General features: G+C 34.8%; 18 protein-coding genes. 10 read left to right on the plus strand and 8 right to left on the minus strand.

Features of this window, described 5'->3' with window-relative positions:
• Positions 1–291: 291 nt before the first annotated feature.
• Both H603_RS0115885 and H603_RS0115890 read right to left on the minus strand, forming a co-directional pair.
• Entirely contained in the window at positions 292–1,116 is an 825-nt protein-coding gene (locus H603_RS0115885) for a helix-turn-helix domain-containing protein (RefSeq protein WP_026709555.1), read from the minus strand.
• Positions 1,117–1,127: 11 nt separating this feature from the next.
• Positions 1,128–2,192 (minus strand): flavin monoamine oxidase family protein, encoded by a 1,065-nt coding sequence (locus H603_RS0115890; RefSeq protein WP_026709556.1) that lies wholly within the window; start codon positions 2,190–2,192, stop codon positions 1,128–1,130.
• Between the two features lie 210 nt (positions 2,193–2,402).
• Here H603_RS0115890 and H603_RS0115895 point away from each other — a divergent pair, with 210 nt between their 5' ends.
• Positions 2,403–3,749 carry a deoxyguanosinetriphosphate triphosphohydrolase gene (locus H603_RS0115895; protein ID WP_026709557.1) on the plus strand — a complete coding sequence of 449 codons (1,347 nt, stop codon included), beginning with the start codon at positions 2,403–2,405 and terminating at the stop codon, positions 3,747–3,749.
• Between the two features lie 2 nt (positions 3,750–3,751).
• On the opposite strand, the gene H603_RS0115900 is transcribed toward H603_RS0115895, so the two are convergent.
• Together H603_RS0115900 and H603_RS0115905 are read right to left on the minus strand one after the other, a co-directional pair.
• Positions 3,752–4,720, minus strand: coding sequence for a DUF3078 domain-containing protein (locus H603_RS0115900; protein ID WP_026709558.1), 969 nt, complete (start codon positions 4,718–4,720; stop codon positions 3,752–3,754).
• Positions 4,721–4,749: 29 nt separating this feature from the next.
• Positions 4,750–6,537, minus strand: coding sequence for a 1-deoxy-D-xylulose-5-phosphate synthase (locus H603_RS0115905; protein ID WP_026709559.1), 1,788 nt, complete (start codon positions 6,535–6,537; stop codon positions 4,750–4,752).
• Between the two features lie 121 nt (positions 6,538–6,658).
• Between H603_RS0115905 and H603_RS0115910 the strand changes: the two genes are divergently transcribed.
• Both H603_RS0115910 and H603_RS0115915 read left to right on the plus strand, forming a co-directional pair.
• Positions 6,659–7,102: a nucleoside deaminase gene (locus H603_RS0115910; RefSeq protein ID WP_026709560.1), complete on the plus strand. Its 444-nt coding sequence runs from the start codon at positions 6,659–6,661 to the stop codon at positions 7,100–7,102.
• A gap of 80 nt (positions 7,103–7,182) precedes the next feature.
• Positions 7,183–8,349, plus strand: a complete 1,167-nt coding sequence (locus H603_RS0115915) for an MFS transporter (RefSeq protein WP_026709561.1) — start codon at positions 7,183–7,185, stop codon at positions 8,347–8,349.
• Positions 8,350–8,636: 287 nt separating this feature from the next.
• On the opposite strand, the gene H603_RS0115920 is transcribed toward H603_RS0115915, so the two are convergent.
• Both H603_RS0115920 and H603_RS0115925 read right to left on the minus strand, forming a co-directional pair.
• Positions 8,637–10,181, minus strand: coding sequence for an Rne/Rng family ribonuclease (locus H603_RS0115920; protein WP_026709562.1), 1,545 nt, complete (start codon positions 10,179–10,181; stop codon positions 8,637–8,639).
• Positions 10,182–10,518: 337 nt separating this feature from the next.
• The gene (locus H603_RS0115925; RefSeq protein ID WP_016989051.1) at positions 10,519–10,809 is read right to left on the minus strand and encodes an HU family DNA-binding protein; all 291 of its coding nucleotides are present in this window, start codon (positions 10,807–10,809) and stop codon (positions 10,519–10,521) included.
• 134 nt (positions 10,810–10,943) lie between these two features.
• On the opposite strand from H603_RS0115925, the gene mutY reads away from it, so the two are divergent.
• The 5 genes from mutY to H603_RS0115950 all read left to right on the plus strand — a co-directional run bounded on the left by mutY (position 10,944) and on the right by H603_RS0115950 (position 15,402).
• Positions 10,944–11,984: an A/G-specific adenine glycosylase gene (gene mutY, locus H603_RS0115930; RefSeq protein WP_026709563.1), complete on the plus strand. Its 1,041-nt coding sequence runs from the start codon at positions 10,944–10,946 to the stop codon at positions 11,982–11,984.
• Between the two features lie 45 nt (positions 11,985–12,029).
• A complete protein-coding gene (locus H603_RS0115935) occupies positions 12,030–12,470 on the plus strand; it encodes a single-stranded DNA-binding protein (RefSeq protein WP_026709564.1) in 441 nt (146 codons plus the stop codon).
• Positions 12,471–12,493: 23 nt separating this feature from the next.
• The gene (locus tag H603_RS0115940) at positions 12,494–13,792 is read left to right on the plus strand and encodes a gliding motility-associated protein GldE (protein ID WP_026709565.1); all 1,299 of its coding nucleotides are present in this window, start codon (positions 12,494–12,496) and stop codon (positions 13,790–13,792) included.
• Positions 13,785–14,369 carry a gliding motility lipoprotein GldD gene (gene gldD / locus H603_RS0115945; protein WP_084157765.1) on the plus strand — a complete coding sequence of 195 codons (585 nt, stop codon included), beginning with the start codon at positions 13,785–13,787 and terminating at the stop codon, positions 14,367–14,369. The genes H603_RS0115940 and gldD overlap by 8 nt, the downstream gene beginning before the upstream one ends.
• Before the next feature lie 145 nt (positions 14,370–14,514).
• The gene (locus tag H603_RS0115950; RefSeq protein ID WP_026709567.1) at positions 14,515–15,402 is read left to right on the plus strand and encodes a DMT family transporter; all 888 of its coding nucleotides are present in this window, start codon (positions 14,515–14,517) and stop codon (positions 15,400–15,402) included.
• A gap of 53 nt (positions 15,403–15,455) precedes the next feature.
• Here the strand turns inward: H603_RS0115950 and H603_RS0115955 are convergent, their stop codons facing one another.
• Positions 15,456–16,874: a M16 family metallopeptidase gene (locus H603_RS0115955; RefSeq protein ID WP_245576130.1), complete on the minus strand. Its 1,419-nt coding sequence runs from the start codon at positions 16,872–16,874 to the stop codon at positions 15,456–15,458.
• A 10-nt stretch (positions 16,875–16,884) separates the two neighbouring features.
• Positions 16,885–18,210, minus strand: coding sequence for a M16 family metallopeptidase (locus H603_RS0115960; protein WP_026709569.1), 1,326 nt, complete (start codon positions 18,208–18,210; stop codon positions 16,885–16,887).
• Between the two features lie 246 nt (positions 18,211–18,456).
• Between H603_RS0115960 and rplU the strand changes: the two genes are divergently transcribed.
• Positions 18,457–18,894, plus strand: a complete 438-nt coding sequence (gene rplU, locus H603_RS0115965) for a 50S ribosomal protein L21 (RefSeq protein WP_026709570.1) — start codon at positions 18,457–18,459, stop codon at positions 18,892–18,894.
• A gap of 24 nt (positions 18,895–18,918) precedes the next feature.
• Complete coding sequence (rpmA, locus tag H603_RS0115970) at positions 18,919–19,185, plus strand: 50S ribosomal protein L27 (RefSeq protein WP_026709571.1); 267 nt, start codon at positions 18,919–18,921, stop codon at positions 19,183–19,185.
• Positions 19,186–19,204: the final 19 nt, after the last annotated feature.

Below are 19,204 nucleotides of genomic sequence, written 5' to 3' on the forward strand. Positions count from 1 at the left end.
TGAGTTTTATTGAAGGGTAATTACAGAGTGTTTATAGAGTGTCGCTTTTTTAACGAGTTTGTAACTCCTCATAGTTTGTCACGCTGAAAGCGTCTCTAGTTTGCTGAGTTACTTTCGTGAGACGCTTTCAGCGTGACAAATGGTGGTGATGATTGTTTGTGTAAGCGGATTGTATCGTTAAGTAAATACTTCTTGCCACTCTCAACACCCTAGCCCAGATAGTCGCGGCATCCTTTTATGCTGGGGTTCAGCATAAAAGATAGAGCAAATAGCTGGAATAGCTCCTAGAAATCAGTCAACGTCTTTCTTGAATTCTGATGGGGAAACGCCTTCTAATTTTTTAAAAAACCTACTGAAGGACTGGATGTCTTCGTAACCTATTTCGTAAGCGATTTCCTTTATACTTTGATCAGAATGGCGCAACAAGCGACGTGCTTCAAGTATAGTGCGGTCTTGAATGATTTGTAAAGGGGATTTCTCGTTGTACTTTTTGAATAAATTAGATAAAGTTTTAGGGCTTTTGTTGAGCATTTCTGCGTAGTCAGCCACTTGTTTTTTTATCTTAAAATTGGTTTCCACGAGATAGTTGTAGTCGCGAACAATATCTAATTGTTTTTTATCAAATGTGGTTAGTTCTGTTTGTTCTTTGTAGATACGAGTGCATAAAATAAGCAGGCGCTTTAGCATCATTTGTAGCATGTCATTTTGCAAATCATCCTTAGAAGCCATTTCGATTGCAAACATCTTCCATAATATTTCTAATTTTTCTAGCTCGGCATCTGGAATGGCAATTTTGGGAAATTGTGATGCGCCAAAAAACAAGATGCCTTTACAGCCTACTTCGCTATCGTGATCTGCTATACAGTAGAACGCTCTGTTAAAGCGAATTAATCTGGCGCTATTGATTTTTATTATTTCAACTTTATGATATTCTGTTAAGAACAAAACGGTGTTTGTAGGGAAGTTGTGTTCAATACCGTCAACCTTTATATCCATTGGTTCGAGTGACCAAATCACACTTAATCCATCGGCGATTTTCTCTTTAAGCAAATGACAATTGCTAGAGTCTATTTCTGCTAATCTGATGAATTCATTGAGTTGGCCTGTAAATAACATAAAAAAGGGTGTTAAAGCTTATTTTCTAATTTCAAAATTTCGTTAGCAACACGTTGGGCTGCCACTACGGCGCCTTCCATATAACCAGGGTGTTGTTGAGCGGTTTCGGTTCCTGCAAATAATAAGCGATTGTCGCAATAGTTTTTTCTAAACAAAGGATGGCCATTATTTTGATGCGGGTACATAAATCCTATTTGTTTGGCGCTCTTTGTAAATTCTTCTTTTGACCAAACAGTTTCATGATAAGACGTAAACTGAAGTGCTTCCTGACCAAAAACTTTCTCTAATTGCGTTTTTAATTTGATCAAGCGTTCTTCTTTTGTGTACATCTCCATGCCGGAGCTTATAAAACCACACAATGCAAATGTAGTAAGTGCTTCATTTGACTGATCGTAGAATTCGGTTATAGGGCCAACATTGCTAAATAATGTTCCTGAAATATTCTTGTTGCGCCAGAATGCAGTGTCGTAAACAAAAGCAACTTTAATAGCGTCTTGCATCCAGGTATGTGTTTTTTCGGCAAGATCTTGCAACTGAATTGGTAAGCTAGGAACAACCGTGATGTCATGAGTAAATAGCGCTTGTGGTAAAGTTGAAATCACATAATCAGTCTCTAGAATGGTGTTAGTGGTAGTAACTTTTGTTAAATTATTTTCAAAGTTGATATTGGTGACCGCTTCATTTAAATGCGTAGTAATACCAATCAATTTATTTAATATGCTATCTATAAGTTGGCTTGTTCCACCGGTAACACGGTAGCTAGGACTATTTTGTGGAATGTCAATTTCTTGCGGAGGCGCTGTAGAAAAGGGTTCAAAAAAAGAAGTGCCTGTCATGAATTGCTCGTAGTAGTCTAGGTTAAATTCGCTAAGTAAAGCACGAAAATTGGTATGAGCATCATTAAACCATGTAGCACCCATTTCAATTTGCGTGTTGGAATCTTTAATGGTGTGAATGCGCCCACCCACGCGGTCTCTTGCTTCTACAATTTCGATATCAAAACCTTTATTTTGGAGATGATAAGCGGTTAATAATCCACTCAATCCTGCGCCGAGTATGGTAATCTTTTTAGCCATTGTACTTTGATGTATTTGTGGGTAAAAATACGCGCTATTTGTTTAATACTTGCAAATGACTTTTTAATTTTTGATAAAATACTTTTATAGACAGCCGCAATTAAGTAGGGATTTCAAAGAGGCATTAAACAAGTAAAAGGTATTTTAACTCAATGGGATTTCTCTATCTTTGGAAAATAATTTAATTATTTTAATCCTACAATAAACAGCATGAACTGGGAACAACTACTATCATTAAAAAGACAAGGCGATACTAGCAAGCGATTACGAATAGAGCAAGACGACACGCGATTAGGTTTTGAGGTTGATTATGATCGAATTATTTTTTCGGCGGCTTTTAGAAGTTTGCAAGATAAAACGCAGGTAATTCCTTTGTCAAAGACTGATTTTGTACATACCAGATTGACTCATAGTTTAGAGGTTTCGGTAGTAGGCCGCTCATTAGGAAGATTAGTAGGGAAGAAAATAATTGAAAAATATCCCCATTTAAGAGAAGTTCATGGTTATCAGATGAACGACTTTGGGGCAATTGTAGCTGCAGCTTCATTAGCACATGATATAGGTAACCCACCTTTTGGGCATTCAGGTGAAAAGGCAATAGGAGAATATTTTTCTATTGGAAACGGAAAAAAATACAAAGATCAATTATCGAGCAAGCAATGGCAAGATCTAATAGATTTTGAAGGAAACGCAAATGGTTTTTCGGTGCTTACGGCAAGTCGTCCGGGGATTGAAGGTGGCCTCCGTATTTCATACGCTACTCTAGGTGCTTTCATGAAATATCCTAAAGAGAGTTTACCTAAAAAACCAACAAGCAATATTGCAGATAAAAAATACGGTTTCTTTCAAACAGACAAACATTTTTTTGAGCAAGCAGCAAACGATATGGGGCTTATTGCTAATAAATCTGGAAATGATATTGGTTTTGAAAGACATCCACTAGCTTACCTTGTAGAAGCGGCTGATGATATTTGCTATACTATTATAGACTTTGAGGACGGAATCAATTTAGGTCTTGTTTCGGAGGATTTTGCTCTTGAATATTTGATTAAATTAGTAAAAGACAGTATTGACACTCGAAAATATAAAACACTTGAAACTAAAGAGGATCGAATAAGTTACCTGCGTGCATTAGCAATAGGTAGTTTAATCAATGATGCCGTAAAAGTATTTATAGATAATGAAGAGGCCATTTTACAAGGGAAGTTTCCTTTTGCTTTGACTGACAAAAGTAAGTACAAAGCACAAATGGATGATATAATAAAAATTAGTGTTGATAACATTTATCAAAGCCGCGAAGTAATCGAAAAGGAGATTGTAGGGTATCAAATCATACAGACATTACTAGATAAATTTATCACAGCTTATGACAATAAATATAATGGTGTAGCCTCAAACTATGATGCACTTATTTTAAAAATGTTGCCAGAGAAGCATCATATAGAAAAAGACAATCTGTATGAAAGATTACTTCATATATGCCATTATATTTCTTTACTAACTGATGGAAATGCGCTAGAGTTGTTTAATACGATAAATGGTAAAAAAGGGGTGTAAGTTTAAAAAGCATAGGTAATACCTACACCTAGAACTTGTTTAAGTTGAAGTTTAGGGCCTACAGTAACTTGTACTCCCTCAACTTCTTCTTTTGCTTTGATATCATCATCATAAATGATGTGAGCCCCTATATTAGTTCTTACGTGGTCATTAACGACAAGTTCAATTTGTAAATCGTTGTCAATGTCGACGTTTCCAAATCTATTGATGTAATCAGAGTATAAACTAATGCGGTTCTCTAGAATGATGTTTTTAAGGATTTCTTTTTTGTACAATGCAGTGATTAAGAAACCGAGTTCAATTTTAGATTTCTCTCCTGGCGTTAGTAAATTTCCTTCACTATCATAAGTGGCCTTAACCACACCAAAAGACCCTAAATTTGCTAGACGCTGGTCTAATACAAAAGTCATCTTTGAGGTAAAAGGAGAGATGTAAAGTAATTTATTTTTTTCTTTTGTAGCATATTCAGCTCCAATACCCACAAATAAATAGGCAGGGGCAAATAATTTAGATACTGCAGTGCTCGTGTTGGGATACGAATAACCTTCTGTAAATTGTGTATTAAAATTTAATTTGGCTGTATAATACCAGTTAGAAATGGTATCTGTTCTATAACCGAAGGCGGTATTGTATTGAAAAGCATCCTCTGTTTTTCTCAGCTCTATTCCATCTTGCTTGTTGAGGCCGTAACGCATTACAAGCTCATTAGTCCAATTGTAATTTTCCTTGGTGTAAACACGTGTAAATTTAGATTTTATTAATCCAGAAATCGAGCTCGTTCCTCCAGCATTCCAGTTTAAAAAAGCAATTTCTGAAATGTCAAATCCAATTTGATTTTTCTTTGTCCAGTGACTCAAAGTGTCTCTTTGTACCGTAGGTTTTGGAACTCTTTTAGTAGTAATAATTTTCTGAGAGAATGCGGTTGTCGAAAAAAGAAACAACAAACAAAGTGAACACAGCAATTTAGACATATGGTTGGTGGTTAGGGGACGCAAAATAATTATTTTGATTTACTTGAAAAAATCGTTTCCAAATTTTTAACGTCGATTTTGCAATATTGTTGCAGCTCAAAAACTGTTCCATGTTCGATAAATTCGTCTGGCACCCCTAAAGTAGTTATGTTCTTTTTATAATCGTGTTCGGCAGCAAATTCTAAGATGGCGCTTCCAAAACCACCTTTCACAGTTCCGTCCTCAATTGTAATTATCTCTGAATATTGAGAAAATATTTTATGCAATTGATTTTTATCTAATGGCTTTACAAATGGAAAATCGTAATGTGCAACCAAATCATTAGTTTCTATATTCGATAAAGCTGTAGTAACATTGTTGCCAATGGTACCAGTTGAAAGAACAGCAATTTTTGACCCTGATCTTAATTCATTTGCTTTTCCAATTTTAATTTCTTCATAGTGACCAAAATGTTCTTTTTGCCATTTGGGAATTTGTCCGCGTCCGCGAGGATACCTAATTGCAATAGGTTGTGCTAACCCCAATTGTGCTGTGTATAAAATATTTTGAAGTTCTAATTCATTTAGAGGAGCGTAAATTATCATATTAGGAATGCATCTTAAATAGGCGATGTCATAAACACCATGATGAGTGGCGCCATCTTCACCCACTAATCCGGCGCGATCTAAGCAGAATATTACAGGTAGATTTTGGAGAGCGACATCATGAATTACTTGGTCATAAGCACGTTGTAAAAAAGTCGAATAAATGTTACAATATACGATCATTCCTTGTGTGGCCATACCTGCTGCTAGTGTAACTGCGTGCTGCTCTGCTATACCTACATCAAAAGCGCGTTGAGGTAGTGCTTCCATCATAAATTTTAGCGAACTACCAGAAGGCATTGCAGGTGTAATACCTATAATTTTTTCATTTTTAAGGGCCAAGTCTAATACGGTCAAGCCAAAGACGTCTTGATATTTTGGAGCAAGATTTTCTTCAGATTTAATATGTATTTCTCCAGACTTAGCATCAAATTTTCCTGGCGCATGGTATTTTACCTGATCCTCTTCTGCTTGTTTGAGCCCTTTTCCCTTGATAGTAGTGATGTGCAGAAATTTTGGGCCTTTTATTTTTTGTAAACGTTTCAATTCTTTTACAACTGCAAACATATCATTTCCATCGATTGGTCCTGAATAATCAAAATTCAAGGATTTGATCATGTTGTTTTGCTTGTGATTTTTTCCGTTTTTAACTGCTGTTAAATAATTTTTTAAAGCACCTACACTAGGGTCAATCCCTATAGCATTGTCATTTAGAATCACTAATAAATTAGCATCAGTAACCCCAGCGTGATTCAATCCTTCAAAAGCCATTCCTGATGCAATTGAAGCGTCTCCTATTACAGCAATGTGCTGTTTATTAAATTCTCCTTTTAAATTAGAAGCAATTGCCATTCCTAAAGCGGCAGAAATAGAGGTAGAAGAGTGGCCTACGCCAAATGCATCATACTCACTTTCACTTTTTTTTGGGAAACCCGATATTCCTTTCAATTGGCGATTTGTATCGAAGTTTTCTCTGCGACCTGTAAGTATTTTATGTCCGTAAGCTTGGTGACCCACATCCCAAATAAGTAAATCATCGGGTGTGTTGAATACATAATGCAAAGCAACGGTAAGCTCTATGACACCTAAGCTTGCGCCAAGATGACCTTCTTTTACAGATACAATATCAATAATGAAATCACGAAGTTCTTGAGCAACTTGAGGAAGTTGTTCTTCATCTAATTTGCGTAAATCCGACGGATAATAAATGCTCGAAAGTAATGTGTTTGACATATAGCAAATGTACGATTTGAAATTGTATTTTTGCATTCGATAAAAAAGTTGTTTTACCAAGAATCAGAAAAAAAACAGAGATTTGCAGCAGGATTTAAGTTGTAAGTTGGCACCTCATATTATGATAAATCCTTTTACAGACGAGTATTTTATGAAGAAGGCTTTGAATGAAGCCGAAATGGCTTTTGAAAAAGGCGAGATCCCTGTGGGAGCTATAGTTGTAGTTAATAATATCGTTATTGCTCGAAGTCATAATTTAACGGAGTTGTTAAACGACGTTACTGCACATGCTGAAATGCAATCTATTACAGCGGCAGCAAACTATTTAGGCGGTAAATATTTAAAAGATTGCACTTTGTATGTTACGCTTGAGCCCTGCCAAATGTGCACAGGTGCTTTGTACTGGAGTCAAATTTCAAAAATTGTTTATGGAGCACGTGACGAACATCGTGGTTATGAAAAAATGGGAACACAACTACATCCTAAGACTACGGTTGTCCGCGGTGTCTTAGCTGATGAAGCTGCTGATTTAATGAAACGTTTTTTTGCAGAAAGAAGGAAGTGATAGCTATCTATATCAACACTAATCACCAAAATTCGCTAAATTTTATGGTGATTATACCAATTTATAACTATAATTAAAAAATGAAGAAAAGTTTACTGTCGCTCATGTTGGGCGGTTTGACAATAGGAACAACGGAGTTTGTAGTGATGGGACTTTTGCCTGATATAGCATCAGATTTAAAAGTTTCGATTCCGGTGGCTGGATATTTAATATCAGCGTATGCTTTAGGTGTTGTAATTGGGGCTCCATTGATTGTTATGATGGCTCGTAACGCGCCTCAAAAAAAGATTTTGATGATTCTAGCAGTGATGTTAACCCTTTTTAATTCCTTAGCTATTATTGCGCCTTCTTATAATTTTCTATTTCTTTCCCGTTTGCTCGCAGGATTGCCGCATGGAGCTTTTTTTGGTGTGGGTGCTGTGGTGGCAACTCGACTAGCAGAAAAAGGAAAAGAAGGACAAGCTATATCCATTATGTTTTCAGGTTTAACAGTGGCAAATCTCGCTGGAGTGCCTTTTGGAACCTACATCGGGCATCACTTTGCTTGGCGGTATACGTTTATTATTATTGCCTTTATTGGACTATTAACGATTGCAGCTCTTTATTTTTGGATGCCAAATTTAGAAGCCAGAGCAAAAGTAACAGTAAAAAGTCAGTTGCAAGTATTTAAAAAACTAGACGCTTGGTTGGTAATTTTGATTACTGCCATAGGTACAGGAGGATTGTTTTGCTGGATTAGTTATATTGCTCCATTGTTAACAAACGTATCTAAATTCTCAGCTGAAAATGTATCCTATATTTTGGTTTTAGCCGGATTAGGAATGGTAATAGGAAACTTAATAGGAGGAAAGTTAACTGATCGGTTTTCTCCTGAGATTTCTATTATAGCTATTTTGTTATCGCTTTCGGTTGATTTGGTGTTGGTTTATCTCTTTTCTTCAAATCAATATGCAAGTTTAATTTTAGTGTTTACAACAGGTTGTATTTCCTTTTCGATTGGTTCAGCGATACAAATCTTGATGATTAGAACAGCGGTGGGTTCTGAGCTGATTGCATCGGCTTCTATACAAGCTGCTTTTAATGTTGGGAATGCCTTAGGAGCTTTTTTAGGAGGGTTGCCATTGGTTGCAGGTTTAAACTATGCTACACCTAACTTGGTGGGTGTTGTAATGTCTATATGTGGTGCTTTAATTACAGTTTTCTTTTTGCAAAGAAAGCGTAAGTTAGCCCGTTTGCAAAACAGTTAATTAAAACTATTAAAAAGGTAGTTAATCTAATACTTAAGCTATTATTGTTAGTAGTATGAGATGATATAATAGAGTTATGATGTAATTTCATAATTCTATTTTTTTAGCCCGGATAGTAGTGAAAATCCTTTAATCCCGACTTTTAGGGATTAAAGATTGTAGCGAATAGCTGGAAATAGCTCCTGATAATTTTATTTAATGAAGCCCTCAAAATAGGTTAATCTTTTGCTTTACAGTGAGAACAAGACACAAAAAAACCGCCAATCTTGCGAAAAGCGGTTTCTTGTTTAGTCTTTTATAACATTTCCTTTTTTGTCAAAGAAATGATATTCTAAATACGTGTAAGCGTCACGTGGTATAATTTTCACCCATTTTTTATGTTCAAAAAACCATTTTGAACGTAATGATGGAAAACCTTTGGTAAGGTATGCTCCCACAAATGGATGTACATTAAGCACAACATCTTTGTGAGTTTTTAAAATTCTTTCTAAATCAGAATTGATTCTGTCGATGACTAATATTGGCGCTTCAATTTCGCCATTTACATCATTTGGATCTTCTTCTCTAGTTTTAATATTTACTTCAGGTCTTACTCTTTGTCGTGTGATTTGAACTAATCCAAATTTACTAGGAGGTAAGATCTTGTGTTTTGCTTTGTCATCGTTCATTTCTTCTCTAAGGAAGTCGAACAAGATTTTGCGATTTTCGGGATTAGACATGTCGATAAAATCGATCACAATAATTCCACCCATATCTCTAAGACGCAATTGTCTAGCGATTTCGGCGGCAGCTATCATGTTTACTTCCATGGCAGTATCTTCCTGGTTGGTTGCTTTATTAGAACGGTTTCCGCTGTTTACGTCTATAACGTGTAAAGCTTCAGTATGTTCAATAATAAGGTAAGCCCCTTTACTCATAGATACCGTTTTTCCAAACGAGGTCTTGATTTGTCTCTCTATGTTGTATTTCTCAAAAATAGGTGTATCATTTGATTGATAATACTTAACAATTGATTGTTTTGAAGGTGCAATTTCTTGCAAATAATCCTTCGTTTGATTGTACAACTCTTCATCATCAATTTGTATACTAGTAAAAGTATCATTGAATACGTCTCTTAAAATAGAAGATGCTCTGTTGAGTTCTCCTAAAATTTTTGACGGGTGATGAGCGGTTGGTAATTTTTTACACATTGCATCCCATCTGCTAAGCAGGTTCTGCAAATCTTTTTCTAATTCGGCTGTGTTTTTGCCTTCGGCTACTGTGCGAACAATAACACCAAATCCTTTTGGCTTGATAGATTGTACAAGTTTTTTGAGTCTGTCTTTTTCTTTCTTGTCTTCAATTTTTTGAGAAATCGAGACACGGTCAGAGAAAGGGACAAGAACAATAAAACGTCCGGCAAGAGAAAGCTCAGCGCTAATTCTTGGTCCTTTTGTAGATATTGGTTCTTTTACAACTTGGACAAGGATAGATTGATTGGCATTAATTACCTCAGTAATGGTACCGTCTTTATCAATCTCTTTATCAAACTGAAAGTTTTTTAGGGAGAAATCTTTTATTTTACCTGCGCTTACAAGTTTTATGAATTTCAGTTGGGAAGATAAATTAGGGCCTAAATCGTGATAATGTAAAAAGGCATCTTTTTCGAAGCCTACGTTTACAAAAGCAGCGTTAAGTCCAGCAACTGGTTTTCTAATTTTGGCGATAAAAATATCACCTACTTGAAAGTTGCTTTTTTCTTCTTCTTTGTGTAATTCAATTAGTTTTCCATCTTTTAATAAGGCAAAATCTACGAAATCAGAACTAGATCTAATGATCAATTCTTTATTCATCTGTAAATTTTTATCCGTACTTTTTGGCTTGTTGCTTTTGGCGACTGGCTAATTGTAAGGATGGATTAAACAATAATTTAACAGGTATTGAACCCGGGGAAAACTAGCTGGCAGCAAGTAACTTTGAGTTAGCAGAAAACTGCATACTTATAACTGCGGACTGATTACTAATTTTCGATTTCAATGAACTTTTAAAAAGAAAAAAGTAGTTTAAAACTACTTTTTCTTCTTGTGACGGTTAGCTCTCGCTCTTTTTTTACGTTTGTGAGTTGCTACCTTATGTCTCTTTCTTTTTTTACCACTTGGCATATCGAGTTGATTTTATGATTAATTAATATTATTTTGCTTCGTTATTTATTTTTACTCCTTCTACAAAAACTTTTGCAGGTTTGAAAGCAGGAATGTTGTGTGCAGGAATTTTTATTGTGGTATTCTTAGAAATATTTCTACCAGTTTTCTCAGCTCTAGTTTTTACGATAAAACTTCCAAAACCTCTTAAATAAACATTGTCTCCAGTCTCTAATGAGTTTTTAACTTCATTCATAAAAGTTTCAACTGTCGCCTGAACATCACCCTTCTCAAGACCTAGTTTTTCTGAAATTTTTGCTACGATATCTGCTTTCGTCATTTTCTTTCCTTATTTATTATATTGTAATAATTTTTTTGAGTGTGCAAATATATGAATTTAAAAAACAAATATTCAAGCTAATTCATTAAATTTTAATCACATAAACTTTTACTTTTGTAAACAAATATTTAATAATGAATTTTTCTAACTTGTTAATTCAGTGGTATTTACTGAATAAACGTGATTTACCATGGCGTAATACAATTAATCCTTACCATATTTGGCTCTCAGAAATCATGCTACAACAGACTCGAGTAGCGCAAGGAACGCCGTATTTTCTCGCTTTTACGACTGCTTTTCCTACTGTTTTTGATTTGGCGAAAGCCGATGAAGAACAAGTCTTGAAATTATGGCAAGGTTTGGGCTATTATTCGCGAGCTCGTAACTTGCATAAAGCAGCACAATATGTAGCATTTGAATTAAATGGCGTCTTTCCTAATAATTATAAACAGCTATTAGAATTAAAAGGAGTGGGTGAGTATACTGCCGCTGCAATTGCTTCCTTTTCATACAATGAAGCGGTTCCTGTAGTTGATGGAAATGTGTTTCGTGTTCTATCTCGTTATTTTGATGTTGAAACAGATATTGCTTTGGCTTCTGCTAAAAAAGAATTTGCTGCACTTGCATTTGAGTTAATGCCAAAAGATGATCCAGCAACTTTTAATCAGGCGATAATGGAATTTGGTGCATTGCAATGTGTACCTAGAAATCCTGATTGTACTATATGTGTATTTAATACTAGTTGTCTTGCTTTGCAGAAAAATAAAATCAACCAGTTGCCAGTAAAGTCTAAGAAGTTAAAAGTGACTAAACGATATTTTAATTATTTGGTAATTGCTGATGAGAATGACAATACGCTTGTTCAAAAACGAACAGCAAAAGGGATTTGGCATAACTTATATGAGTTTCCTTTAATAGAGTCTGAAAAGGAGGAAGGATTTGAATATATTGAAAACAGTTTAAAATCGAGTCTGGTTGTCGACAATAAAGTAATTAGCATCATGGAATATGATGATAAAAGTAACGTACACAAATTGTCGCACCAACACCTATATATAAGATTCTGGAAAGTCACTGTGGCAGGGCTGGTAGACAACGGTATCGATAATAAAGTATTGCGAAGTTTTCCTTTTCCAATAGTGATTCATAATTTTATCGAAAAGGAATTAAAGTAGGTTTTATAATAATGTATCTTTGATATAAATTGAGTACTAATAATTATGAATGGAACGTTAAATAAAGTAATGTTAATAGGTCACCTAGGGGACGATATAAAAATGCATTATTTTGATGGAGGAAATTGCATTGGAAGATTCCAACTTGCGACTAATGAGGTCTATATTAATAAGACTACAAATGAGAAAATCACTTCTACAGAGTGGCATAATCTAGTGGTTAAAAATAAAGCTGCTGAGCTTTGTGAAAAATATTTGACAAAGGGAGATAAGATTTATGTTGAAGGCAGAATTAGGTCAAGGCAGTGGCAAGCAGAGGATGGCACAACAAAATATACTTCGGAAATTCAGGTGACTGAGTTTACTTTTTTGTCGACAAAAAAAGATGCCGAAAACAACAAGAAAAATGACGGTTCAGAATCCGTAAAAAACACTAACTTTGACCCACAAAATAATGGCTTGCCAATCAACGATTTGCCATTTTAATTGTTTAACTAATCTTTTTTAATTTGGACCCAGATCCCAGTTTGAATTTTGCATATACATTAGATATGAATCTAGTGTTTGGTTTCTTCGGAATATTTGTTTTGCTATTGTGCTCAGCATTAATATCAGGCGCCGAAGTGGCTTTGTTTTCTTTGTCACAAAAAGATATTGACGAGGCTATCCAAGGGAATGATTCAAAAGGAACAATTTTAGCCGATTTACTTGATCGTCCAAAAAGGCTATTAGCGACACTTCTTGTAGCTAACAACTTTATCAACATAGGTGTTGTAATTTTATTCTCCTTCATTGGTAGGGATTTATTCGACGGAATTACTTCTCCTGTTTTAAAATTTACCTTAGAAGTTATCGTTGTTACTTTCTTGCTTTTGCTTTTTGGTGAAATTTTACCAAAGGTATATGCGAGTCGAAATAACGTAAAGTTTGCTAAGTTCGTTTTGTATCCTATTGTTGTTTTAGACAAGTTACTTATGCCAATCAGCATCCCTATGCGTCAATTAACGGTTTATTTACACAATAAATTAGGGAAGCAAAAAACCAATTTCTCAGTTGATCAACTATCACAAGCTTTAGAATTGACTTCTTCTGAAGATACAACATCAGAAGAACAGAAAATTTTAGAAGGAATTGTGTCTTTTGGTAACACAGATACAAAGCAAGTTATGAGTCCGAGGATTGATATTTTTGCATTGGAGGTTACAGAGACTTTTGTCGAAATTTATCCTAAGATTATCGAAAAGGGGTACTCTAGAATTCCGGTTTATAGAGACAATGTTGATCAAATCGAAGGAGTGCTGTTTGTTAAAGACTTACTGCCACATATTAATACGATCAATTTTGATTGGACCACGTTAATTAGAGAGCCATTCTTTGTTCCAGAAAATAAAAAGCTAGATAACTTGCTAAAGGATTTTCAGAACATGAAAAGTCACTTGGCAATTGTTGTGGATGAATACGGTGGAACCTCAGGACTGGTATCGCTAGAAGATGTTATTGAAGAAATCGTAGGAGATATAAGTGATGAATTTGATGACGAGGATATTAATTTTTCGCAATTAGATGATAAGAACTATATCTTTGAAGGTAAAATAAATTTAAAAGATTTTTATCGAATAGTGGAAGTTGATGATGATCTCTTTGAAGAGAAAAAAGGAGAAGCTGAAACACTAGCAGGGTTTATACTTGAGATATCAGGTAATTTCCCAATAAAAGGACAACGCATCACATTTGAAAATTGTCTTTTTGTAATTGAAGCTGTTGATAATAAACGCATAAAGCAGATAAAAGTAACGATTGATGGTTAACTGTAAAGTAATAAATAAGAGTGGTTTCATTTTTACCGTATTAGTATTCTCGTGTTTACTATTTTTATCTAGTTGCAAAAATGATGTTGTTCCTAAGCCTGCAAGTTATTTGCGCTTAGATTACAACGAGGCTAGATATGCACGCTTTGAGGACGACTGTCCGTTTGAGTTTGAAGTCAATTCAGAGGCTAAAATCGAGAAAGATAAAAATTGTGGTTTCACGATCAATTATCCAAAGATGAAAGCAACTATTTACCTGACTTATAAGCCAGTAAATGGTGATATAAATATGTTGTTAAAAGATGCTCAAAAACTTACTTATGAGCACGTAATTAAAGCAGACGACATTTTAGAGCAACCCTTTTTAAATACTTCTAAAAAAGTTTACGGTATGTTTTATCAAGTCGATGGAAACGCGGCAACCAATTCTCAGTTTTACGTTACTGATAGTGTGAAGCATTTTATGACTGGCGCTGTTTACTTTTATGCAAAGCCTAATTTTGATTCGATCATGCCAGCTGCTAGTTACGTGAAAAATGACATGCAAAGGATTGTAGAGACCTTAAAATGGAAATAGTTTTAAGGTAATTATTTGTTTTCGCGATTTTAAATTTAATTTTTATTAGACTGAATCTCAAAAAATAGTTCTTGTATCAAAATATACTTTGAAAAAGCTTCGGCTAATTCATAAAATTATTTCAATTTTGGTGCAAAATTATTTTATGGAATCGAAACAATTAAAATGGGGTTATTTATTTGTGCTTTCTTTAGTATGGGGAAGTTCTTTTATTCTAATAAAAAAAGGATTAATAGGTCTAACAGCAATTCAAGTTGGATCACTTAGAATTATTTTTGCAGCCCTCTTTTTATTGATAATTGGATTTAATAGTTTGTCCAAAATTCCGAGACATAAATGGAAGTTTATTGTTCTTACATCTGTATTTGGAACATTTGTGCCAGCATTCTTATTTGCAATTGCCGAAACTGAATTAGATAGTGGTGTTACGGCTATTTTAAATTCTTTGACCCCATTGAGTACTTTGCTTTTAGGGATACTATTTTTTGGTGTGGCTTTTCAAAAGAGGCAAGTTTGGGGAGTTTTAATTGGACTGGCTGGTAGTTTACTGTTGGTTTTTAATGGTGCTGTAAATCATCCAAATCAGAACTACTTTTATGCTATTCTAGTAGTAATTGCTTCTATTTGTTATGCAATAAATGTAAACCTCATTAAAAGATACTTGTCTGATTTAACTCCGTTAAGTATTACTACTGGAAACTTTTTAATTTTGTCTCTTCCTTCTTTAACTATCTTGTATTTCACTGGTTTTTTTAATACTGCTTCGCTTACTGAAGTTAGTGAATCCTTGACGGCTATGCAGGAATCCATATTGTATATTATGATTTTGGGAGTTGTAGGAACGGGAATAGCGAATATATTGTTCTTTAAACTGATTCAAATTTCGTCGCCAGTTTTTGCGACTTCAGTAACTTATTTAATTCCTATTGTCGCTTTCTTCTGGGGTTTGCTTGATAATGAGATGTTGACATCGGTGCAGTTCTTCGGGGCGTTTATTATATTAATTGGGGTTTATTTATCGGCTAAAAAATAAAAAAAGGCTGCTCAGAATTTTATCTAAGCAGCTTTTTTTAAAATGAGTTGATACTAGTCGTATTTTGGTTTTTCTATAGGATTTGCATAATGATCAAAATAGGATATCGGAATGTCTAATTGCTCTAGTCCTGAGAGTGTTTCTGATCCTTTACCAGTAATAATGATGCGCATATTGTCTACCAGCAAATACTTTTGAGCAGCTTTTAAAACATCGTCAGTGGTGACTGCGGCGATTGTCTTAATATAATTCTCGTAAAAATCTAACGGTAAATCCTCTGTTTCGATGTTTAGTGCATAGCGCGCCACAGATTGTGGTTTTTCTACTTGCATTACAAATCGGCCTATGTAACCTGCTTTTACTTCTTGTAATAAAATTTCAGACACTTTCTCTGTGCGTATTCTTTTAATTTCTTTGATCATTTCTACAACAGCGCTATCTGTAGCTGATGTTCTAACAGAAGAAGCAGCTTTTAACTTCGATGGATATTTTCCTGCGCCAATAAGGGCGTTTGCTCCATAAGTCCAGCCGTTTTCTTCTCTCAAATTCATGTTTAAATAGCTGTTGAAACCACCTCCTAAAATATAAGTAGCTAGAACGGCAGGAAAAAAATCTTTGTCACTCATCTTTAAATTGATAGTATTTACCAATGCAATTTCGGTTTGAGAAGCGTTTGGTGTGTCGACAAAATTAATTTGGGTAGACGACACATTTTGGGGATTGGGGTAACTATCAAATTTGGTATTTTTCTTTTTCCAATCTCCAAAAAGTTCTTCAACAATTGGTTTAATGTTTTTATATTTTACATCGCCTATAATTACAAGGTAAGCGTTATCAGGAGCAAAATATCTTTCATAATTAGCTTTGATGTCTTCTAAAGTAATATTGTTTACAGTAGCTTCTGTGATGTATTCTCCAGAAGGATGGTTGGTGCCAAAAGCCAATGCTTCGGTAACTCTATTGGCAATAGTTGGAACATTTTTTTCTTGTGAACGTATTGCTTCAAGTATTTTTGCCTTTTCCTTGTCAAACTCTTCTTGCGTAAAGTTAGGGTATAAAGCACCGTAGGACATTAGTTGCAAGATGCGTCCTGAATATTTAGATAATGCATTTGCATAAGCTCCGTGGGAACTAAAATTGATATTTGCTCCCAGGAAATCGACTTCATCATTGAAATTGTCTTTTGTGATTTTCATGTTCCCACTACCTATTAAGCTGCTGCAAAGATCGTCGACTCCTTTTATTTTTCCTTCGTAGTACGGTGGGTTGTCAATAGTTAAATTGAAGGTTACTTTTGGGAGTTTATGGTTTTCAACAATCATCACTTTTAAACCGTTTTTAAGAGTAAATGTCTGTGGTTTATTGATGTTAACGGTCGGTGCTTTTCCAGATCTTGGTTGCGGGCGTTTTTGTGCTTGCATGATTCCTGTTATGGATAATAAGATGAATAAAATTAATGTTTTTTGTGACATAAGTAAATGCTTATTTCTTAGTGTTGTCTTTAGCGGGAATGTAATCAAGAATCAAACGCTGGTTGGGATTTAAGTATTTTTTTGCAATCGATCTGATCTCTTCGCGAGAAATGGATTGATAGGTCGCTATTTCTGTATTAATAAGATTTATGTCACCATATAAAAGGTAGTACTTAGCTAAGTTTTCGGCAATTCCTTCCACGCTAGAATTGATGTCGATGTATTGATTTTCGAATTGGTTTTGCAATTTTTCAAAATCCCTTTCAGATATTAAATCGGTTTGAATTTTTACAATCTCTTCGTCAATCTCAGTAAGTAAATCTTCTGATGTGTGAGTTCCCATTGGCAAACCGTACACAATATACATTCCGTAATCCTCTTGGCTAAAGCCTACTGCGCCAATTTGCAAAGCAATCTTTTTGTCATCGACGATTTTCTTGTATAATTTAGAGCTTTTCCCATCGCTTAAATAAGCAGAGATTAAATTTAACACACGTGCATCTCTAGTTTTCATTGAAGGCGTTCTGTAAGATGCAATGACCATCGGGATCTGAATGTTTGGATCCTGATAAGTGGCTCGAATAGTCTCCGTAATTGGAGTTTCGATAAAAATTTGTTTTTCTACTTTTTCTCCTTTTTGGATTTCTCCAAAGTATTTCTCGATCCATTTCTTGGCATTCTCTTTTTCAAAATCTCCAGCTACCACTAGTACGGCATTGTTAGGGATATAGAACTTTTTATTAAAAGCCTGAAAATCTTCTAAAGTCGCTGTTTCTAATTGTTCCGTTGAGCCAATGGTTGACCATTGGTAAGGATGCTTGATAAAAAGATTCTTTTTGACTTCGTTTATTATCTTACCGTAAGCACGATTGTCATATCTAGAAGCTTTTTCTTCTTTGATTACGCCTCTCTGAGTGTCTACGCCAATTTGATTTATGACAGGATGAAGTAAGCGTTCTGATTCCATCCATAAAGCTAATTCTAAGTTGTTCGAAGGAAATATTTCGTAGTAGTAAGTGCGGTCGTCAGAAGTGTTGGCGTTATTTTTACCGCCATTTGAAGCGACAATTTTAAACCATTCTCCTCTTTTTATGTTGGCTGTTCCTTCAAATAATAAGTGTTCAAAAAAATGTGCAAAACCAGTTTTAGTTGGCTCTTCATCTTTTGAACCCACATGGTACATTACTGAGGTCACGACAACTGGCGCCGAAGGGTCATGATGTAAAATAACATGCATGCCGTTGTTTAAATCGTATTCTTCAAAGTTTATATTTTGAGCATCTGCTACTCCTCCAAGCATTAAGGCGGTACTTAAAATCATTATAGATTTTTTCATAAAGATTAATAAAAGTGCTGTTATTGCACTGTGAATGCATAACGAATAATTAGTAGCTCAAAAATACCTTTTTTTAATGAGTTAGCTTCTTTTGCTAACTATATTATCATAGAATGCTCAAAAACGCTATTATAAAGTGTTGATTATGGGCTTTTAATTAAATCAATGTTTTTTTTAACTAAGGAATTGCACGATAAAAATTAAATCGTATATTTGCAACCTTAAAAATCAATAAATCAATTTGATATGTATGCAATCGTAGAGATAGCAGGGCAACAATTTAAAGTAAGCAAAGACTTAAAGGTTTACGTTCACCGTCTAGCTAGTGAAGAAGGTTCAAAAATTTCTTTTGACAAAGTTCTTTTATTAGATGACAATGGATCAATCACTTTAGGCGCCCCAGCTATAGAAGGTGCTTCAGTAGAAGCTAAAGTGTTACAACACTTAAAAGGAGATAAAGTTATCGTTTTCAAGAAGAAAAGAAGAAAAGGGTACAAAAAGAGAAACGGTCACAGACAGTATCTTACTCAAATTGTAATTGAAGGTATTACTGCCTCAGGTGCTACTAAAAAAGCAGCTCCGAAAAAAGCAGCAGCTGAAGCAACTACAGAAGAAGCAGAAGCTCCTAAAGTAAAAAAAGCTCCAAAAGCAAAAGTTGCTAAAAAGGACGATACTAAAGAATAATAACAATATTAAAACTAATACGTCATGGCTCACAAGAAAGGTGTCGGTAGTTCGAAGAATGGTAGAGAATCAGAATCAAAACGTTTAGGTGTTAAGATTTTTGGTGGACAAGCTGCTATTGCAGGGAACATCATCGTAAGACAAAGAGGTTCAAAACACAATCCAGGTGAAAATGTTTACATCAGTAAAGATCACACACTACACGCAAGAGTAGATGGAGTTGTTAAGTTCCAAAAGAAAAGAGATAACAAATCATACGTTTCAATCCTTCCATTCGAAGTAGAAGCATAATTGATTTTCTCAATTTATT

Origin of the sequence: Flavobacterium frigidarium DSM 17623, from assembly GCF_000425505.1 — a bacterium.
GTDB lineage: Bacteria > Bacteroidota > Bacteroidia > Flavobacteriales > Flavobacteriaceae > Flavobacterium > Flavobacterium frigidarium.